Source organism: Burkholderia sp. BCC1988 (assembly GCF_905339895.1).
In the GTDB taxonomy this organism is placed as follows: domain Bacteria; phylum Pseudomonadota; class Gammaproteobacteria; order Burkholderiales; family Burkholderiaceae; genus Burkholderia.
Window position 1 is genome coordinate 1 of the sequence record NZ_CAJPHA010000005.1, and the last position, 17,243, is coordinate 17,243.

A 17,243-nucleotide genomic window follows, 5' to 3' on the forward strand; every position below is an offset into this window, starting at 1 on the left:
GGATCAGCTCGCTACCATCAAGCGCCCACACTTATCGGCTGTTAATTTTTAAAGAGCATTTCTGCGAGGACCCGGAGGTTTTCTCAGCAGCGCTGCGTTTTCAGCAGCAGAGAAGCGAAATTATGAACCGTATTTTTCAGTTCGTCAACAACTTTTTAACTGCTTCGTTGCGACGACTGGGGTTCAACTTCCTGCACCGCCGAGGCCGCTACGACCCGCCCGACAGCACCGCTTCCCTTCTTCTCCCGCGCCGCGTTTCCGTTAGCGCGAAAGAGGCGTGATTCTAAGCACCGGCCGGCAATCGCGCAAGGGGTTTCGCGAAAAATATAAGGCCCCGCACGCTGCCGCGTGCGGGGCCTTATATGGATGCAGCCGAATCGTCAGCTCACGCGCACCTGGCGCGCCACGATCTCCATATAGTGATCGAGGTCCGGCGTCGCCTTGCCCTCTTCCTTGGCCGTATCGTCCCAGCGGCGCAGGCGCAGCGCGTCTTCCGCGAACGGGCGCTGCAGGAATGCCGCCGTCTCCGCTTCACTGAAGATGCCGCCCTGCAGCGCGAGGCTACGCACCGAATCCGGCGACAGGCTCTCGAAGTAGCCGGCGTCCGTGCGGCACAGGCAACGCTTCGCATCGACGTGCAGCCGGATCGGCTCCAGAACCGCGTCCGAAAACAGCGGCCGCAGGAATGGCAACACGTAATACTGATGCAGGTCGTCGATCCCGCGCGCGCTCGGCGTCTCGCCCTGCCGATTCAGCAAATGCCCGAGGTCATGCAGGAACGCCGCCGCGACCAGCGCGTCGTCGGCGCCCGCCTCCTCCGCCAGCAAGCCGCTCTGCAACGCATGCTCCAGCTGCGTGACCGGTTCGCCGCTGTACGCGACATGGCCGTGCTCGCGATACAGCCCGTCGATCTCTTCCACCGTCAATGCCATCCGCTCACTCCCAAGGCAGCGAAAACGTCTTCAGGTTCGTGAAGCTCTTCATCGCTTCCTGAACACCTTCCTTATAGCCGAGCCCCGAATCCTTGATCCCGCCGAACGGCGACAGCTCGATCCGGTAACCGGGCACCTCCCAGACATTCACCGTCCCGACGTTCAGCTCGTTCACGAACCGCACGACCGCGGCCGTACTGTCCGTACAGATACCCGACGACAGCCCGAACGCCGTGCCGTTGCTGATCCGGATCGCGTCGTCGATCGTGTCGAACGCGACGACGGGCGAAACGGGGCCGAAGGTCTCCTCGCGCACGAGCGTCATCGACGGATCGACGTTGTCGAGCACGGTCGGCGAATAGAGCGCACCGCGCCGCACGTTGCCGGTCAGCAGGCGCGCCCCCTGCGCGACCGCCTCGCCGACCCGGGCCTCGAACAGCCGCGCCGCGACGTCGTCGATCACCGTGCCCATTTCGTTTGCGGGATCGAACGGATCGCCGTACTTCCAGGCGCGCGTCTTCTCGACGAGCAGCTCGGTAAACGCCGGCGCGACCGAGCGCTGTACCAGGATCCGCTTGACGGCCGTGCAGCGCTGCCCCGAATTCCGGTACGAACCGAGCACGGCCAGCGATGCCGCACGTTCCACATCAGCATCGTCGAGGACGATCAGCGGATCGTTGCCGCCCAGTTCCAGCACGATGCGCCGGTAGCCGGCCCGCGCGGCGATCGCCTTGCCGATCGACACGCCGCCCGTAAAGGTGATCAGCGATGCATGCGGATGCGTGACGAGTTCGTCCGCGATTTCGCGCGGGTCGCCGGTCAGCACCTGCAGCATCGGCTCCGGCAAACCGGCTTCATACAGCAGGTCCGCCAGATAAAACGCCGACAGCGGCACCTTCTCCGACGGCTTCACGATCACGCGGTTGTTGGTCGCAATCGCCGGCGCGATCTTGTGCGCGACCTGGTTCATCGGGTGATTGAAAGGCGTGATCGCGACGATCACGCCATCGAGCGGCTGGCGCTGCGAGAACACGCGGCGCGCCTTGCCGTGGGGCGTCAGGTCGCACGAGAAGCTCTGCGCGTCGTCGCGCAGCGCTTCGACCGACGCAAACTTCAGCACGTCGGCAACGCGACCGATCTCGTAGCGCGAATCCTGTTTCGACAATCCCGACTCGAGCGTGATCAGGTCGGACGCCTCCTCGGCACGCTCGCGCAGCAGCGCGGCCGCGCGCTCGAGGATCTGCGAACGCTCGTAGCGCGTGAGCGCGGGCCGGTACGCCATCGCGTAGTCGAACGCGGCGCGCACATCGTCGACGCTCGCCAGCGGCGCCGTACCGACGCGCGTACCAGTGTACGGATCGGCGACGTCGAGCACACGGTCGCGCGTCGCGCGCGTGCCGCACCAGCGCAGCGCCTCGGCGCGAAACGCGGGGTGATCCTGTCGAGGGTGAGCCATCATGTCGCGACCCGATTCAGCACGAAATCGAAGACGTCGAAATTGCGCGGACGACGTGCAGGGTCGTCCCGCTCGATCCGACGGTTGAACAGCAACGGCACCTCCTGCTCGGACACGCCGCCGTGCGAACGCAGCGGCACGGTCAGGCCGGACAGGTCGTGTTCGCGCTCGCGCGTGCCGAGCGTCATGTCGCGCCGCGCGATCACGACGAGGTCGCCGATCCGGTCGGCCGGCAGTTCGAAGCGCGCGGCCGCTTCCGCGTTGTCGAGTACGAGCTCGACGCCGTCGAGCCCGCCGACGCGCCACATCGCTTCGATCCGGTCGACGCCGGGCGCCAGGTAGACGGTTGCGAACGAGCCGAGCGCGCCGTGGTGCACGACGTATGGATCGGTGATCGGCAGGATCACGCGTGCGGCCCGCGCACCGAACCAGCCGTCGAACGCATCCTGAAGATAGATCACGTTCGGACGTCCCGTGGCCGGATCGTGCTTCGCGTTCATCCCGTGGTCGGCCGTGAGCCCGATCGCCCAGCCGAGCGCATCGAGCTGCGCGAGATAGCCGTCCATCATTGCGTAGAACGCGTTCGCGCCGGCACTGCCCGGCTCGCACTTGTGCTGCACGTAGTCGGTGGTCGACAGGTACATCAGGTCGACCTGGCGCGTCTGCGCGAGCCGCACGCCGGCCGCGAACACGAATTCGGACAATGCCGCGCTGTACACGTCCGGCGACGGCAGGCCGACCCAGTCGAGCACGTCGACGATCCCGTTTTCCGCGAGATTCGCCTGCGCGGCCTTCTCGGCGGAAAAACAGATGCCGTTCATCTGCCAGCCGAGCAGCCGGCGCAGCTTGTCCTTCGCCGTGACGACGGCCACCCGCGCGCCGGCGTCGGACGCCGCCGCGAGCAGCGTGCCGGCCCGCAGGTAGGCCGGGTCGTTCATCATCACTTCGGCGCCGCGACCGCCGTCGGCGGCCGGATCCCAGAAGTAGTTGCCGCAGATTCCGTGGACCGACGGCGGCACGCCGCAGACGATCGACAGGTTGTTCGGGTTGGTGAAGGTCGGCACGACGCAGTCGGCGCGCCACGCGGTGCCTTGCGCGATCATCCGGCCGATGAACGGCGCGACGCCCGCTTCCACCGCACGCTCGAGATAGTCGTACTCGCAGCCGTCGACGCAGATGACGACGGTTGGTTCGACCGGTAGCCGGTAGCGTCGGCCGTTGACGTCGACGGAACGTCCCGCGAGATCCGCGGAACCCTTGCCCGCGGCCGATTGCTCGCCGGGCTGTCGCAATGCGAACGCGGCGTTCATGATGCCGCCCGCTTGCCGCGCGGCACGCGCGCGGCGATCAGCAGCAGCGCCGCGAGCGACGCGCCGAGCATCAGCAGCGACAGCGCCGAGGCGGGCAGGTAATAGCCGCGCTCAACCTGGCCGATCACGACGATCGGCACGGTCGCGAAACCCGGCGGGTAGACGGTCAGCGTCGCGCCGAGTTCGCCGAGCGACAGCGCGAAGCCGAGCGCGAGGCTCGCGCGCAGCGCCGGCACGAGCTGCGGCAGCAGCACGCGGCGCAGCACCATCGCGGGCGGTGCACCGAGGCTCGCCGCCGCTTCGCGCAGCACGGTCAGCTCCGGGCGCAGCGCGGCGGCCGCGCAGCGATAGCAGAACGGCAGGATCAGCGCGAGCTGCACGAGCACGACGATCGCCGCGGAGCTCGACAGGTCGAGCGGCTTCTGGTGATACGCGATCAGCACCGCGAGCCCGAGCACGACGCTCGGCACGCCGTTCGGCACCATCACGAGCGCGTCGACGACCGCGCCGAGACCGCGCCGGTCGCGCCCCTCGAGTGCAAGCGCAAGCCACAGCCCGAGGATCGTGCCGATCGCCGACACGCCGAAGCCGATTTCGAGGCTCGTCAGCAGCGCGTCGTATTCCGGCGACCCGAGCCGCTCGAACCAGCGCAGGCTGTAGCCGGCCGGCAGGATCGTGCCCGACCACTGCGTCGACACGCTCGACAGCGCAACGACGATGACCGGCAGCACGAACAGCCAGAAGCAGGCGAACGCGGCCAGCGCGAGCGCGGCGCGCGACGCATGCTTGAGCAGCGTGTCGCTCCAGCCGATCCGATGACGCGGCACGGCTTGCCCGATATGGAATTCAGCGGACATCGTTCCCTCCCGTCGCACGCCGGTTCACCCGGCGATAAACCGTATAGAGCGCCAGCGACAGCGCGAGCATCACGACCGCGCCGGCCGACGCGGTCGGCAGGTCGAGGTCGACGGTCGCGCTGCTGTAGATCGCGACCGGCAGCGTGACGAGCCGCGCGCTGCCGAGCACGAGCAGGATCCCGAACTCGTTCAGCGTCAGCAGGAAACACAGCACCGTGCCGGCGGCGATGCCCGGCCACGCGATCGGCAGCACGACGCGGCGCGCGAGCATCCAGCCGGACGCGCCGAGGCTGCGCGCCGCTTCGATCAGGCGCAGGTCGAGCGTCGCGAACGATGCGAGCGTCGGCCGCACGACGAACGGCGTATAGAACACGGTCTGCGCGAGGATCACGCCGCCGATGCCGAACAGGAAGTCGAGCGGCGGGTTCTCGAGATGGAACAGGTGCTGCAGCGCGATGCTGATCGAGCCTTGCGAGCCGTACAGGAAGATCAAGGTGAACGCGACGAGGAACGACGGGAACGCGACGTACAGCTCCAGGAAGCGCGTGACGAGCGACGCGCCCGGGAACGGCTTGAAGAACAGCAGCGCGGCCAGCAGCACGCCGAGCACCGATGCGGTGCCGGCGCTCGCGAACAGCACGCCGACCGTCGTCAGCAGCACGTTGCGCGTATCGGGGTTGCCGAAGAAGGTCCGGTATGCGGCAAAGCTCAGCCCGTGATCGCCGGACACGCTCAGCAGCACGAGCCGCACCAGCGGATAGACGACGAGCGGGCCGAGCACGACGATCGCGAGCGCGGCGAGGTGCAGGTCGCCCATGCGCTTGCGGCGCCGCGCGGCGGCGGCATGCGCGGCGGCCGACGCGAGCACGTGCGGTGGCAGGCAGGCTTCAGGGCTCGATAAGGACGACATCGTCTGCCTCGCAATGCAGGGACACGCGCGCACCGCGCTCGGGAGCCGCGCCGCGGCCGCGTTGCATCGTGACGCGCACGGGTTCGTCGGGCGCCGCGTCGATCATGACCGCGATCGACAGGTCCGCGCCCTGCCATTCGACCGACGACACCGTGCCGTGCAGGCCGCCCGCCGCGAGCGGCATCACGGTCAGCCGCTCGGGGCGCACGCACGCGACCTTGCCGCGCACGTCGTGACGCGGGTCGCCGAGCGGGAAGATCACGTGCGGCGGCAGCAGGTTGGCCGGGCCGAGATAGCGCGCGACGTAGCCGTCCTTCGGCGCGTCGTACAGCTGCTGCGGCGTGCCGAGCTGCGCGATACGGCCGTCGCGCATCAGCAGCGCGCGGTCGGACAGCACGAGCGCGTCGTCGCGGTCGTGCGTCACGCAGACGACGGTCAGGTTCGGCAGGCGCTCGTGCAGCGCCTTCAGTTCGCTGCGCACCGATGCGCGCAGATTGGCGTCGAGCGCCGACAGCGGCTCGTCGAGCAGCAGCACGTCCGGCTCGATCACGAGCGCGCGCGCCAGCGCGACGCGCTGCTGCATTCCGCCGGACAGCTGCGCGGGCAGATGGTGGCCCGCGTCGCCGAGTTGCACGAGCTTCAGCGCGTCGGCGACGCGGCGCGTCACTTCCGGCGACGCCATGCCGCGTGCGCGCAGCCCGAAGGCGACGTTCTCGAACACCGACAGGTGCGGGAACAGCGCGTAATTCTGGAACAGCAGACCGAGATTGCGCTTGTGCGGCGGCGCATGGGTCAGGTCGCGTCCGGCCACGGTCAGCGTGCCGGTCAGGCCGTCGGCCTTCACGAACCCGGCGATGAAGCGCAGCAGCGTGGTCTTGCCGCAGCCGCTCTTGCCGAGCACGGTCAGAAATTCACCGGCGCCGATCGACAGCGACAGCTCTTCCAGCACCGTGCGTGCGCCGTAGCGCACGCTCAGGTGCTCGATCTGCACGCCGCCCGGCGCGCCGGACCGCAGCGTTGCTTGCGGTTCGGCGGCGCCGAAAGCGCCGGGATGGGTCAGGGTGGTTTCCACCGGGTTCATCCTCTTGCTCACTAATACAGGCAGCGTGCGCCGATCACTTCGGCTTGACGACGTCGAGCTGCTTGCCCGAGCTGCCGATCACGTCCTTCTTCCAGCGCTCGATCCACACCGGCTTCTTCGCCATCACCTGGGTCCAGTCGACCGGGATCAGCTTCACGCCCGCGATCGCCTTCTTGACCGCCTCGCCGTTCTTGCCGGCCAGCGGCACGTCCGTGCGGCCCGGGATGCCGTACATGTCCGGCACCTTCGACTGCACGTCGGTCGACATCAGGTAGTCGATCAGCTTCTTGCCGGCGTCCTGGTTCGGGCCGCTCTTGATCAGGCCGATGCCGTACGGCAGCTGGAACGTGGTCGGCTGGTCGCCGTCCTTCGCTGCCAGGAAGATCGGCTTGACGGACAGCGCGCCGTGCTCGGCGTCGTCGAGGTCCATCTGCAGGTCGCCGTTCGCGACGCTGATCTCGTTACGCGACAGCAGCACGTTCAGGTAGCCGGTGCCTTTCGTGTGGAACTTCACGCTCTGCGACAGCTTCGCGAGGTAGTCGAACGCCTTGTCCTCGCCCATCAGCGACGTCGTCAGGATCAGCACGGCCATCCCGTCGCCGGCGGTCGCCGGGTTCGAGTACGCGACCTTGCCCGCGTAGGCCGGCGACAGCAGGTCGGCGAACGTCTTCGGCTGGTTCTTCACGACGTCCGGGTTGATCGCGAACGAGAAGTAGTTGTTCACGAACGTCGCCCAGGTGCCGTCTTCCGCCTTCGCGATCGCCGGCACGTTCTTGTAGTTCACGCTCTGGTACGGCTGCAGCAGGCCCATCTGGCCGGCTTGCTGGATGAACGGCGGCAGCGTGACGATCACGTCCGCCTTCGGCGAATTCTTTTCGATGTTCGCGCGGTTGACGACCTCGCCGCTGCCCGCCGTCACGATGTTGACCTTGACGCCTTCCTTCTTCTCGAACGCCGGCAGCACATCGCGATAGAGGTTCTCGAGACCGTCCGCCGTATACAGCACGACCGCGTTCGCCGCGTGCGCGGGCATCGCGGCGCCTTGCAGCAGACCGGCGGCGCAGGCGGCCAGCGCGAGCTTGCGGAACGCGCCGGCAGCGGCGCGCGAGGAATTCTGCAGTGTCATCTCACTTCTCCGTAGGCGGAACACCAAACGGCCGGGGCACGATCCGGCTCCTTTCAGTCGGACAGACCGACAACCGGCCCGTCTCGCTGCCGCGCTGCAGGTGGTTTCGCGCGGCAACCGAAGGATCACAGCGTTCGATGACAACGCCGTGACGTGTGCCACAATTTCCAAAAAATGACACATTTTGCCAATATCATGCAAGTCATTCAGAAATGCCGCCCTGGCGTTTCATCCGACCTTTGCTGGAGAAAAATCATGTCGGACCCGATTCTGCTCACGCCCGGCCCGCTCACCACGTCCGCCACAACACGCCACGCAATGCAACACGACTGGGGCTCATGGGACGCCGCTTTCAATCAACTGACGGCGAGCGTCTGCACGGATCTCGTCGCGATCGCGCGCGGCGGCGACGCATACGTGTGCGTGCCGATGCAAGGCAGCGGCACGTTTTCGGTCGAAGCCGCGCTCGGCACGCTGGTGCCGCGCGACGGCGTCGTGCTGGTGCCGGACAACGGCGCGTATTGCGCGCGCATCCTGAAGATCCTCGGCCGGCTCGGCATCGAGTCGATCGCGCTGCCGTTCGGCGAGAACGCGGCGGTCGGCCCCGGCGCGGTCGAAGCCGCGTTCGCGCGCGAGCCGCGCATCACGCACGTCGCGCTGGTGCACCTGGAAACAAGTGCCGGCATCCTGAATCCGCTCGACGCGATCGCGGCCGTGTGCCGGCGGCACGGCAAGCGGCTGATCGTCGATGCGATGAGTTCGTTCGGCGCGCTGCCGATCACGCTGGCGGACAGCGGGATCGACGCGCTGATCTCGGCGAGCGGCAAATGCCTGGAAGGCGTGCCGGGGATGGGGTTCGCGATCGTGCGGCGTGCTGCGCTCGACGCGTGCGAAGGCAACTCGCGGTCGCTCGCGCTCGACCTTCACGATCAGTACGCGTACCTGCGCAAGACGGGCCAGTGGCGTTTCACACCACCGACCCACGTGATCGCCGCGCTGCGCGCCGCGCTCGACCAGTACCTGGCCGAAGGCGGCCAGCCCGCGCGCGGTGCGCGCTATGCGGAAAACTGCCGGACGCTGGTCGAATCGATGCGCGCGCTCGGCTTCACGCCGTTCCTCGACGCCGGCGTGCAGGCGCCCGTGATCGTCACGTTCCATGCGCCCGACCATCCGGCCTACGATTTCCGCCGCTTCTACGACGCGGTGCGCGACGCGGGCTTCATCCTGTATCCGGGCAAGCTGACGCAACTCGAAACGTTCCGCGTCGGCTGCATCGGCGCGATCGATGCCGGCGACATCCGGCGGGCGGTCGCGGCGATCGCACAGGCGGTCGAATCGCTTGGGATCACGATGCGGCACGCGTGAGCGCGGCGGCCTGAACCGCTTCGCAGTCGCGAGCGGATACAAAAAAGCCCGGCGACCCACAGGTCGCCGGGCGAACGCACCGAGAGTGCGTGGAGCCGGTGCTTACAGTTCGATCCGCTTGATGTCGCCGACGACGAAGATGTACGACAGCGCACCGATCAACGCGATCACGCCGATGAACACCAGCGCACCGACGAACGAGCCGGTCGACGCGACGATGAAGCCGACGACGAGCGGCGTGATGATGCCGGCCAGGTTCGCCGCGAAGTTGAAGATGCCGCCGGTCACGCCGAGCAAGCCGTCCGGCGCGATGTCGGACACGAGCGTCCAGCCGAGCGCAGCCATCCCCTGCGCGAAGAACGCGACCGACATGATCGCGATCACGGCTTCGTTGCTTTGCACGTAGTTCGCGAGAATGATCGTCGACGCGAGCAGCAGGCCGGCGATGATCGGCAGCTTGCGTGCGAGGTTCGCGGACTTGCCGCGGCGCAGCAACCAGTCGGAGAAGATCCCGCCGAACATCACGCCGACCGACGCGGCGATGAACGGCATGATCGCGAAGAAGCCGATCTTCAGCCAGCCCATGTGGCGCTCGGTCGCGAGATAGGTCGGGAACCAGGTCAGGAAGAACACGAGCGTCGAGTTGCCGGCGAACTGGCCGAGGCAGATCCCCGCGAGCTGGCGCTTCTTCAGCAGCCGGCCGGCCATCGCCCAGCTGAACTTGGCCTGTGCGGGCTTGCCGCCCTTGTCGCCGTCCTTGCGCACGCCGTGCACGAGACCGCCGCCCGCTTCGATGTACGCGAGTTCTTCCGAATTCGCGGCCGGATGGTTGCGCGGCTCGTGATAGAACCTCCACCAGACCAGGCCGAACACGATGCCGACCCCACCGACGACCCAGAACAGCGAACGCCAGCCGAACGCCCCCATCAGCGCGAACAGCACGGGGCTGAAGAACGCGAGACCGATGTACTCGCCGACGGTGTAGGTGCCGGTCGCCATCGCACGTTCATTCTGCGGGAACCACGTCGCGACGACGCGGCTGTTGGTCGGGAAACACGGCGCTTCCGTCACGCCGAGGCCGAGCCGGCATGCGAACAGCGTCGCGACGCCGGGCACGAAGCCCTGCAGGAGCGTGCACAGCGACCACAGCGTCATCGACCAGTAATAGGTGACCTTGCTGCCGAAGCGGTCGAGGAACAGGCCGCCGGGCACCTGCATCGCGACGTACGTCCACGAGAACGCGGAGAACATGATGCCCATCACGGCCGCGTTGATGCCGAGCTCCTTGGTGAGCTGCGGCGCAGCCACCCCCAGCACGGTACGGTCGAGATAGTTGATCATCGTGCCGATCGCGAGCAGCGCGAGGATCTTGTAGCGCGCCGAGGTCCGCCGGACCGTACCGGCCGCCGCGGGCGCGGCGTTCGTGTGGGTGGTGTGCTGCATGATTGTCTCCTGGTCTATTTTTCAGCTGGTCGCTAGAAGGGTCAGCGTGCGACGAGCGACTGAAAGTGTTCGAACATCCGTTCGTCGTCCGGCGTTCGTCCGGTGAAGATCTCGAACGCATCGACGGCCTGGTACACGGCCATCCCGCCGCCCGGCAGCGTCGCGCAGCCGGCCGCGCGCGCGGCGCGGATCAGTTCGGTTTCGAGCGGGAAATACACGATGTCGGCGACCCACATGCCCGCGCGGAGCAGCTCGGCCGGCAGCGGCAGGCCCGGATGCTTGGCCATGCCGGTCGGCGTGCAATGGATCAGGCCGGTCGCGGCCTGCATCGCGGCCGCGAGATCGCTGCCCGGCGTGACCCGGGCGGCCGGGAAGCGCTGCTGCAGTTCACCCGCGAGCGCGGTGGCGCGCGTGCCGTCGACGTCGAAGATCGTCAGGTCGGCGGCACCCATCTGCAGCGCCGCATGCGCGACGGCCGCACCCGCGCCGCCCGCGCCGAGCTGCACGACACGTTCGAGCGACGCGTCGGGCAGCCCGCGGCGGAACGACTTCGCGAAACCCGACCAGTCGGTGTTGTGGCCGATCCGCTTGCCGTCCTTGAACAGCACGGTGTTGACCGCGCCGAGTGCGCGCGCGTCGTCGGACAGTGCGTCGAGGTGCTCGATCACGCGCTGCTTGCAAGGATGCGTAATGTTGAGCCCGTTGTAGCCCATCCGCTGCGCGGCATCGAGCAGTTCCGGCAGCGCGTCGGCGGTCACGCCGAGCACGTCCAGATCGATGCGCCGGTACACGTAGCCGAATCCCTGGCGGAAGCCTTCTTCCTCGTGCATCGCGGGCGACAGCGAACCGCCGATGCCCTGGCCGATCAGGCCGATCAGAAAAGACGGGCGGCTCATCGTGCGGCTCCTTGGGCAAAAATGGTCGACAGGCGCTGCAGCGCGAATACGTAGCCTTCGGTGCCGCAGCCGCAGATCACGGCTTCGGCCACCGCCGACACATAAGAATGGTGACGGAATGCCTCGCGGCGATGCACGTTGGAGATGTGCACCTCGATCACGGGTTTCGCGATCGCGGACAGCGCGTCGGCCAGCGCGACCGACGTGTGCGTGTAGGCGGCCGGATTGATCACGATGCCGTGCGTGTCGTGACGCGCGGCATGCAGCCAGTCGATCAGCTGGTGCTCGGCGTTCGACTGGCGGAAATCGATCTCCAGCCCGAGCCCGTCGGCCGCCGTGCGGCAACGCTGCTCGAGGTCGGCGAGGGTCTCCGCGCCGTAGATATGGGGCTCGCGGGTCCCCAGCAGATTCAGGTTCGGGCCGTTCAGCACCAGCACCTTGTGCTTGCTCATGGTGTTTCTGCTCCTAAAACAGGGGCGAATCGCTAGTCGACTTCGCCCTCTGACGTCAAGATTTGGCGCTAGTGTGCGCTTGCGCAAGCGCAATGTCTTTTCGGGTTTTCGCTAATTTGTACCACCTAGTTAGTTTGTATAATTTCACTCACTCCCCTAGTAAATTCGGGATATGGCGCTCACCGGTAATTCAACGACTGGTTCATTCCGGCCCGATCCGGCCGACGCCACACCCCGCTCATCCGCAGGATTCGCCCATGCAGCGCTCGATCGCCACCGTGTCACTGTCCGGCACGCTCGCCGAGAAGCTCGCCGCCATCCAGGCCGCCGGCTTCGACGGTGTCGAAATCTTCGAGAACGACCTCGTCTACTTCGACGGATCGCCCGCCGACGTGCGGCGCATGGCCGCCGATCTCGGCCTCGACATCGTGCTGTTCCAGCCGTTTCGCGACTTCGAGGGCGTGAGCCCGGCCCAGCTCGCCCGCAATCTCGACCGCATCCGCCGCAAGTTCGACGTGATGCACGCGCTCGGCACCGACCGCATCCTGGTGTGCAGCAGCGTGTCGCCCGACACGATCGCGGACGACGCGCTGCTGGTCGACCAGCTCGGCGCGCTCGCCGAAGCCGCGCGGCAGGCGGGCGTGGTCGCCGCGTACGAGGCGCTCGCGTGGGGCCGCGTCGTGAACCGGTACGGCCATGCGTGGCGGCTCGTGAACGCGGTGAACAGCCCGCACCTCGGCCTCGCGCTCGACAGCTTCCATACGCTGTCGCTCGACGATTCGCCGGACGCGATCGCCGACATCCCGGGCGACCAGATCGCGTTCGTGCAGATCGCCGATGCGCCGAAGCTCGCGATGGACGTGCTCGAATGGAGCCGTCACTACCGCTCGTTCCCCGGCCAGGGCGACTTCGACCTCGCGCGCTTCACCGCCCGCGTGATCGAGTCCGGTTACAAGGGGCCGCTGTCGCTCGAGATCTTCAACGACGGCTTCCGCGCCGCGCCGACCGCGATCACGGCCGCCGACGGCCACCGCTCGCTGCTCTATCTGGAAGAACTGACGCGCGCGCGACTCGCGCAGGACGGCCGCGCGCCGGCCGCCGACCAGCCGCTGTTCGCGCCGCCGGCACCGCCCGCGCACGTCGGATTCCAGTTCATCGAATTCGCGGTCGACGCGCAGGCGGCGGCCACCGTCGGCGAATGGCTCGGCCGGATGCGGTTCCGGCTCGCAGGCCGTCATCGGTCGAAGGACGTGACGCTGTTCCAGCACGGTGCCGCGTCGATCGTGCTGAACGCCGAGCGCGACTCGTTCGCCGACGCGTTCTTCCAGCAGCACGGGTTGTCGCTGTGTGCGTCGGCGTTCCGCGTCGACGATGCGAAAGTGGCATTCGAGCGCGCGGCCGGCTTCGGCTACGCGCCGTTTTCCGGGCGCGTCGGCCCGAACGAGCGCGTGCTGCCGGGCGTGCAGGCGCCGGACGGCAGCCTCGAATACTTCGTCGACGAGGCGCCGAACGCACCGACGCTGTATGAATCGGATTTCGTGCTGACCGACATCGACGGCCCGAGCGAGGTCGGCCCGCTCACGGGCATCGACCACGTCTGCCTCGCGCTGCCGGCCGACGCACTCGACACGTGGATCCTGTTCTTCAAGACCGCCTTCGGCTTCGAGGCCGAGCGCAGCTGGCTCGTGCCCGATCCGTACGGCCTGATGCGCAGCCGCGCGGTGCGCAGCACGGACGGTTCGGTGCGGATCGCGCTGAATGCGTCGGTGGACCGTCATACGGCCGTCGCCGAATCGCTCGACCGCTATCACGGCACAGGGCTGAACCATGTCGCGTTCCGGACCGACGACATCGTGAAGACGGTCGCCGCGTTCGCGGCCGACGGCGTGCCGTTCCTGCGGATCCCGCCGAACTACTACGACGATCTGGCCGCGCGCTACGCGTTGCCGGACGAACTGATCGACACGCTGAGCGCCCACCACCTGCTGTACGACCGCGACGAAAACGGCGGTGAATTCCTGCACGCGTATACCGAGCTGGTCGACAACCGCTTCTCGCTCGAAATCGTCGAGCGGCGCGGCGGCTACGACGGCTACGGCGCTGCCAACGCCGCCGTGCGGCTCGCCGCGCAGGCCCAGCGCAGGAAATAAGGGAGCAACGGAATTTCGTCCAGGGGTCGAATCGAATGAGAAAAACACGACGACCCTGCGACGCGCGCCGCGCGACCGCACCATCGTGGTGAATCCCGCTGCGGCGCCCCACCCGGCAAGGCCGGCCGCCGGCGGCCGGAAACGGCCGCCCGGCGGGCGTTACATCCGGTAACGCACACCGCACCGCAGCATTCGCGCGGCCGCGGCCGTTTTAAGAATCGCTTAAGTCTCCGACGGCACCATCCGCAACCAGTACCCGATGGATACCCCGAAAAGGAGGACAGCGATGAGCGCCGTAGATACACCCGCGGGCCGCCCGGCCGCCCCCCCAGTGAAAAAGACGATGCTGCGCCGTTTGCTCAGCCATCATGAAATCGCGACGCTGCTCGTGCTGCTGCACGCGCCGATCGGCGCGAACGCCAAACCCGAATTGCCCGCGCTGCAGGAAGCCGGCCTCGTCGAGATGATCAAGCTCGACGCCGACACGGCGCCGAGCTTCCGGCTGACCGAAGACGGCACGGCCGTCCTGAAAGGGCTCGGCTACCGCTGAGCCGCCGCACGCCGAATCCCATCTCGCCCCTTCAGATCCGCCGGCCCGGCCGGCGCGTCACTTCACCCTGCCCGGTCCTGCAGCATCAGCCGGTATTCCGTCGGCGTCACGCCGACCGTCGCCTTGAACTGGCGCGTGAACGCGCTGTGATCCGTATACCCGCATAGCGCCGCGACGTCGGTCACCTTGTCGTGCGTGACCAGCAGCGCCGTGGCCGCATCGAGCCGCGTCTTCAGCAGCACCTGGCGCGGCGTCAGGTGAAACACCTTGTGGAAGTAGCGCTCCAGCTGCGCGACCGACATCCCCGCCATCTGCGCGAGCTGCTTCAGGTTCAGCGGCTGCACGTAGTGATCCTGGATGTGCTGCACCACGTCGGCGAGCTTGCTGTAGGCCGGATGCGAGCCCTCGTGCGCCTTCAGGTCGCGCGAGATGCCCGCGAGGCCGACCACCTTGCCGGCCGCGTCGCGCAGCGGCTCCTTGCAGGTCAGGCACCAGCCCGGCTGGCGGCCCGGATACAGATGCAGCTCGAGCTGGTCCATCAGCTGCTGGCCTGCGGTGATCGTCGCCATGTCCTGCTCGAAATAGGTCTTGCCGAAGCGGCGCGGAAACACTTCGTCGGTCGTCTTGCCGAGCAGGTCGCGCTTGTCCTTGTAGCCGCAGCGCATCGCCAGCGTGCGGTTGACGAGCGCGTAGCGGCCGTTCGCGTCCTTCACGAAGAACGCGACGTCGGGCAGCGCATCGAACACCGGCTCGAGCAGGCGGAAGTGCGCGAGCATCGCGCCGAGATCGGCGTTGTCGGGCTGGTAGCGCAACGTATCGGACAGGCTCATGGGCGGTGCGGCAAGGAAGGTCGTCATCCCGGCATCTGCGAAGGGGGTGGCTGATGGCGTCGATTATAGGAGCGCCGTCTCGAACGCGTCGTGGCGATCGCGGGCCAGCGATCGGGCGGCCCGGCGAATGGCGGCAAGCGCAACGCGCGGCCGATCGGCGCCGATCGGGCGATTCGCGTGGGCCGGCAAGCACGTCATGCGCCGTGCGGTTGTGCGCGCAACCACTGCGCCGCACGCACGTCCGGCGGGCACGATTTCGCATCGGCACGTTGCCCGGCGTCGCGCACGGCCAGCGCTGCCGACGCGATCGGCTCACCCCGCCCGCACCGAGACTCCGCGCGCCCGAACCCGCCATCCTAAAAATGCCGGCGTGTCGCGTCTTGGCGCGTTTGCGCACTCGCCATGACGATTTCAGCATATATCAGGGTTATCGACGATATGCCGAAATCGTCGCCGGCTGCGCTCCGAACGCGCAAGACGCGCGCATTTTCGCTACCTAGACTTCGATCAACGGTTACGAGACGACATCCCGCCGCCGCCGCGCACGCCGATTCCGGCACAACCCGCGCAGCGCATGGCACACCCCGCACGGCTTTCGGAAAGGCCTGCAACCCGATACGTCTCGCCCGGTTTACCGCGCCGGCCGGCTGGCCGGCGGCGGCCCAACCATGCCATCAAGGGGAAGTGAAAGTGAAGCTGAAGGTATCGCACGTCGCGCTGGCTGCTGCCTGCGCACTGTCGGGCGCACACGCCATCGCCGCCGACGTCGTCAAGATCGGTTTCGCCGCACCGCTGACGGGGCCGCAGTCGAACTACGGCTCGGACATGCAGAAGGGCGTGCAACTCGCGATCGCCGATTTCAACGCGACGAATCCGACGATCGGCGGCAAGCCGGTCACGTTCCAGCTCGACTCGCAGGACGACCAGGCCGACCCGCGCACCGGCACGACGGTCGCGCAGCGGCTGATCGACGACAACGTCCGCGGGGTCATCGGCCACTTCAACTCGGGCACGAGCATTCCGGCGTCCGACCTGTACGATCGCGCGGGGCTGCCGCAGATCTCGATGGCGACGTCGCCGCAATACACGGCGCGCGGCTACAAGACGACCTACCGGCTGCTGACGAGCGACGCGCAGGCCGGCCGCATCGTCGGCACGTATGCGGTGAAGACGCTGCACTTCAAGCGCATCGCGATCATCGACGACCGCACGGCCTACGGCCAGGGCATCGCCGACGAATTCGCGAAGGCCGTGCAGGCCGCGGGCGGCACGATCGTCAAGCGCGACTTCACGAACGACAAGGCGCTCGACTTCTCCGCGATCCTGACCAACCTGAAGGGCATCAACCCGGACGCGATCTTCTACGGCGGCGGCGATGCGCAGTCGTCGCCGATGATCCGCAAGATGCGCCAGCTCGGGATGAAGTCCGCCTTCGTGACCGGCGAGATGTCGCGCTCGCCGACGTTCCTGAAGGTCGGCGGCGACGCGGCCGAAGGCGCGATCGTCTACATGGGCGGGCTGCCGAAGGAAAAGATGCCGGGCTTCGCCGGCTACGCATCGCGCTACAAGGCACGCTTCAACGAAGACGTGATCACCTATTCGCCCTATTCGTACGACGGCACGATCGCGCTGCTCACCGCGATGAAGGACGCGAACTCGACCGACCCGAAGGTCTATACGCCGTATCTCGGCAAGGTGTCGATCAAGGGCGTGTCGGCCCCGAGCGTCGCGTACGACGCAAAGGGCGACCTGAAGGATGCGCCGGTGACGATCTACAAGGTCGAGCACGGCGCGTTCAAGCCGGTCGACACGATCGCCGGCAACTGATCGCGCAGACCCTGTCACGCGCGGCGCGGCAAGCGGTTCTCCCGCCTGCCGCGCCGCG

The 17,243-nt window shown here is 67.5% G+C and carries 16 protein-coding genes; 5 read left to right on the forward strand and 11 right to left on the reverse strand.

Annotation, left to right across the window (positions count from 1 at the left end):
- A partial coding sequence (locus tag U4012_RS08310; RefSeq protein WP_321797652.1) for a hypothetical protein occupies nucleotides 1-281 on the forward strand: 281 nt, incomplete at its 5' end.
- A gap of 99 nt (nucleotides 282-380) precedes the next feature.
- Here U4012_RS08310 and U4012_RS08315 read toward each other — a convergent pair.
- Genes U4012_RS08315 through phnS form a run of 7 tightly spaced genes read right to left on the reverse strand, consistent with a single transcriptional unit; the run spans nucleotide 381 to nucleotide 7,672 of the window.
- A complete protein-coding gene (locus U4012_RS08315; protein WP_321797654.1) occupies nucleotides 381-932 on the reverse strand; it encodes a phosphonate degradation HD-domain oxygenase in 552 nt (183 codons plus the stop codon).
- A 4-nt stretch (nucleotides 933-936) separates the two neighbouring features.
- Nucleotides 937-2,391, reverse strand: coding sequence for a phosphonoacetaldehyde dehydrogenase (gene phnY, locus U4012_RS08320; RefSeq protein WP_321797656.1), 1,455 nt, complete (start codon nucleotides 2,389-2,391; stop codon nucleotides 937-939).
- Entirely contained in the window at nucleotides 2,388-3,698 is a 1,311-nt protein-coding gene (gene phnA, locus U4012_RS08325; protein WP_321797657.1) for a phosphonoacetate hydrolase, read from the reverse strand. Before phnA ends, phnY begins: the two co-directional genes overlap by 4 nt.
- Nucleotides 3,695-4,555 (reverse strand): 2-aminoethylphosphonate ABC transport system, membrane component PhnV, encoded by an 861-nt coding sequence (gene phnV / locus U4012_RS08330; protein WP_044845723.1) that lies wholly within the window; start codon nucleotides 4,553-4,555, stop codon nucleotides 3,695-3,697. The genes phnA and phnV overlap by 4 nt, the downstream gene beginning before the upstream one ends.
- Complete coding sequence (locus U4012_RS08335; protein ID WP_321797660.1) at nucleotides 4,545-5,465, reverse strand: 2-aminoethylphosphonate ABC transporter permease subunit; 921 nt, start codon at nucleotides 5,463-5,465, stop codon at nucleotides 4,545-4,547. The genes phnV and U4012_RS08335 overlap by 11 nt, the downstream gene beginning before the upstream one ends.
- Nucleotides 5,443-6,546 carry a 2-aminoethylphosphonate ABC transport system ATP-binding subunit PhnT gene (phnT, locus tag U4012_RS08340; RefSeq protein ID WP_321797662.1) on the reverse strand — a complete coding sequence of 368 codons (1,104 nt, stop codon included), beginning with the start codon at nucleotides 6,544-6,546 and terminating at the stop codon, nucleotides 5,443-5,445. Before phnT ends, U4012_RS08335 begins: the two co-directional genes overlap by 23 nt.
- Nucleotides 6,547-6,580: 34 nt before the next feature.
- Nucleotides 6,581-7,672, reverse strand: a complete 1,092-nt coding sequence (gene phnS, locus U4012_RS08345; RefSeq protein ID WP_044845726.1) for a 2-aminoethylphosphonate ABC transporter substrate-binding protein — start codon at nucleotides 7,670-7,672, stop codon at nucleotides 6,581-6,583.
- Between the two features lie 255 nt (nucleotides 7,673-7,927).
- On the opposite strand from phnS, the gene U4012_RS08350 reads away from it, so the two are divergent.
- Nucleotides 7,928-9,037 (forward strand): 2-aminoethylphosphonate--pyruvate transaminase, encoded by a 1,110-nt coding sequence (locus tag U4012_RS08350; protein ID WP_321797665.1) that lies wholly within the window; start codon nucleotides 7,928-7,930, stop codon nucleotides 9,035-9,037.
- A 102-nt stretch (nucleotides 9,038-9,139) separates the two neighbouring features.
- On the opposite strand, the gene U4012_RS08355 is transcribed toward U4012_RS08350, so the two are convergent.
- From U4012_RS08355 to aroQ, 3 genes are read right to left on the reverse strand one after another with little or no spacing between them, the layout of a single operon-like run.
- Nucleotides 9,140-10,480 carry an MFS transporter gene (locus tag U4012_RS08355; RefSeq protein ID WP_321797667.1) on the reverse strand — a complete coding sequence of 447 codons (1,341 nt, stop codon included), beginning with the start codon at nucleotides 10,478-10,480 and terminating at the stop codon, nucleotides 9,140-9,142.
- A gap of 41 nt (nucleotides 10,481-10,521) precedes the next feature.
- Nucleotides 10,522-11,376, reverse strand: coding sequence for a shikimate dehydrogenase (locus U4012_RS08360; RefSeq protein WP_124530200.1), 855 nt, complete (start codon nucleotides 11,374-11,376; stop codon nucleotides 10,522-10,524).
- The gene (aroQ, locus tag U4012_RS08365) at nucleotides 11,373-11,828 is read right to left on the reverse strand and encodes a type II 3-dehydroquinate dehydratase (RefSeq protein WP_044845730.1); all 456 of its coding nucleotides are present in this window, start codon (nucleotides 11,826-11,828) and stop codon (nucleotides 11,373-11,375) included. The genes U4012_RS08360 and aroQ overlap by 4 nt, the downstream gene beginning before the upstream one ends.
- A 257-nt stretch (nucleotides 11,829-12,085) precedes the next feature.
- Between aroQ and U4012_RS08370 the strand changes: the two genes are divergently transcribed.
- Together U4012_RS08370 and U4012_RS08375 are read left to right on the forward strand one after the other, a co-directional pair.
- Nucleotides 12,086-13,978 carry a bifunctional sugar phosphate isomerase/epimerase/4-hydroxyphenylpyruvate dioxygenase family protein gene (locus tag U4012_RS08370; protein WP_321797670.1) on the forward strand — a complete coding sequence of 631 codons (1,893 nt, stop codon included), beginning with the start codon at nucleotides 12,086-12,088 and terminating at the stop codon, nucleotides 13,976-13,978.
- A gap of 286 nt (nucleotides 13,979-14,264) precedes the next feature.
- Nucleotides 14,265-14,528 carry a hypothetical protein gene (locus tag U4012_RS08375; protein WP_044845732.1) on the forward strand — a complete coding sequence of 88 codons (264 nt, stop codon included), beginning with the start codon at nucleotides 14,265-14,267 and terminating at the stop codon, nucleotides 14,526-14,528.
- 62 nt (nucleotides 14,529-14,590) lie between these two features.
- Here U4012_RS08375 and U4012_RS08380 read toward each other — a convergent pair whose 3' ends face one another.
- Nucleotides 14,591-15,385, reverse strand: a complete 795-nt coding sequence (locus tag U4012_RS08380) for an AraC family transcriptional regulator (protein ID WP_321797673.1) — start codon at nucleotides 15,383-15,385, stop codon at nucleotides 14,591-14,593.
- Nucleotides 15,386-16,048: 663 nt separating this feature from the next.
- On the opposite strand from U4012_RS08380, the gene U4012_RS08385 reads away from it, so the two are divergent.
- The gene (locus U4012_RS08385) at nucleotides 16,049-17,185 is read left to right on the forward strand and encodes a branched-chain amino acid ABC transporter substrate-binding protein (RefSeq protein ID WP_321797675.1); all 1,137 of its coding nucleotides are present in this window, start codon (nucleotides 16,049-16,051) and stop codon (nucleotides 17,183-17,185) included.
- Nucleotides 17,186-17,243: the final 58 nt, after the last annotated feature.

Excerpts from the sequence above, each read along its gene's own strand:
- U4012_RS08315 (WP_321797654.1), bottom strand. The coding sequence starts at position 932 with ATGGCATTGACGGTGGAAGAGATCGACGGGCTGTATCGCGAGCACGGC.
- phnY (WP_321797656.1), bottom strand. The coding sequence starts at position 2,391 with ATGATGGCTCACCCTCGACAGGATCACCCCGCGTTTCGCGCCGAGGCG.
- phnA (WP_321797657.1), bottom strand. The coding sequence starts at position 3,698 with ATGAACGCCGCGTTCGCATTGCGACAGCCCGGCGAGCAATCGGCCGCG.
- phnV (WP_044845723.1), bottom strand. The coding sequence starts at position 4,555 with ATGTCCGCTGAATTCCATATCGGGCAAGCCGTGCCGCGTCATCGGATC.
- U4012_RS08335 (WP_321797660.1), bottom strand. The coding sequence starts at position 5,465 with ATGTCGTCCTTATCGAGCCCTGAAGCCTGCCTGCCACCGCACGTGCTC.
- phnT (WP_321797662.1), bottom strand. The coding sequence starts at position 6,546 with ATGAACCCGGTGGAAACCACCCTGACCCATCCCGGCGCTTTCGGCGCC.
- phnS (WP_044845726.1), bottom strand. The coding sequence starts at position 7,672 with ATGACACTGCAGAATTCCTCGCGCGCCGCTGCCGGCGCGTTCCGCAAG.
- U4012_RS08350 (WP_321797665.1), top strand. The coding sequence starts at position 7,928 with ATGTCGGACCCGATTCTGCTCACGCCCGGCCCGCTCACCACGTCCGCC.
- U4012_RS08355 (WP_321797667.1), bottom strand. The coding sequence starts at position 10,480 with ATGCAGCACACCACCCACACGAACGCCGCGCCCGCGGCGGCCGGTACG.
- U4012_RS08360 (WP_124530200.1), bottom strand. The coding sequence starts at position 11,376 with ATGAGCCGCCCGTCTTTTCTGATCGGCCTGATCGGCCAGGGCATCGGC.
- aroQ (WP_044845730.1), bottom strand. The coding sequence starts at position 11,828 with ATGAGCAAGCACAAGGTGCTGGTGCTGAACGGCCCGAACCTGAATCTG.
- U4012_RS08370 (WP_321797670.1), top strand. The coding sequence starts at position 12,086 with ATGCAGCGCTCGATCGCCACCGTGTCACTGTCCGGCACGCTCGCCGAG.
- U4012_RS08375 (WP_044845732.1), top strand. The coding sequence starts at position 14,265 with ATGAGCGCCGTAGATACACCCGCGGGCCGCCCGGCCGCCCCCCCAGTG.
- U4012_RS08380 (WP_321797673.1), bottom strand. The coding sequence starts at position 15,385 with ATGACGACCTTCCTTGCCGCACCGCCCATGAGCCTGTCCGATACGTTG.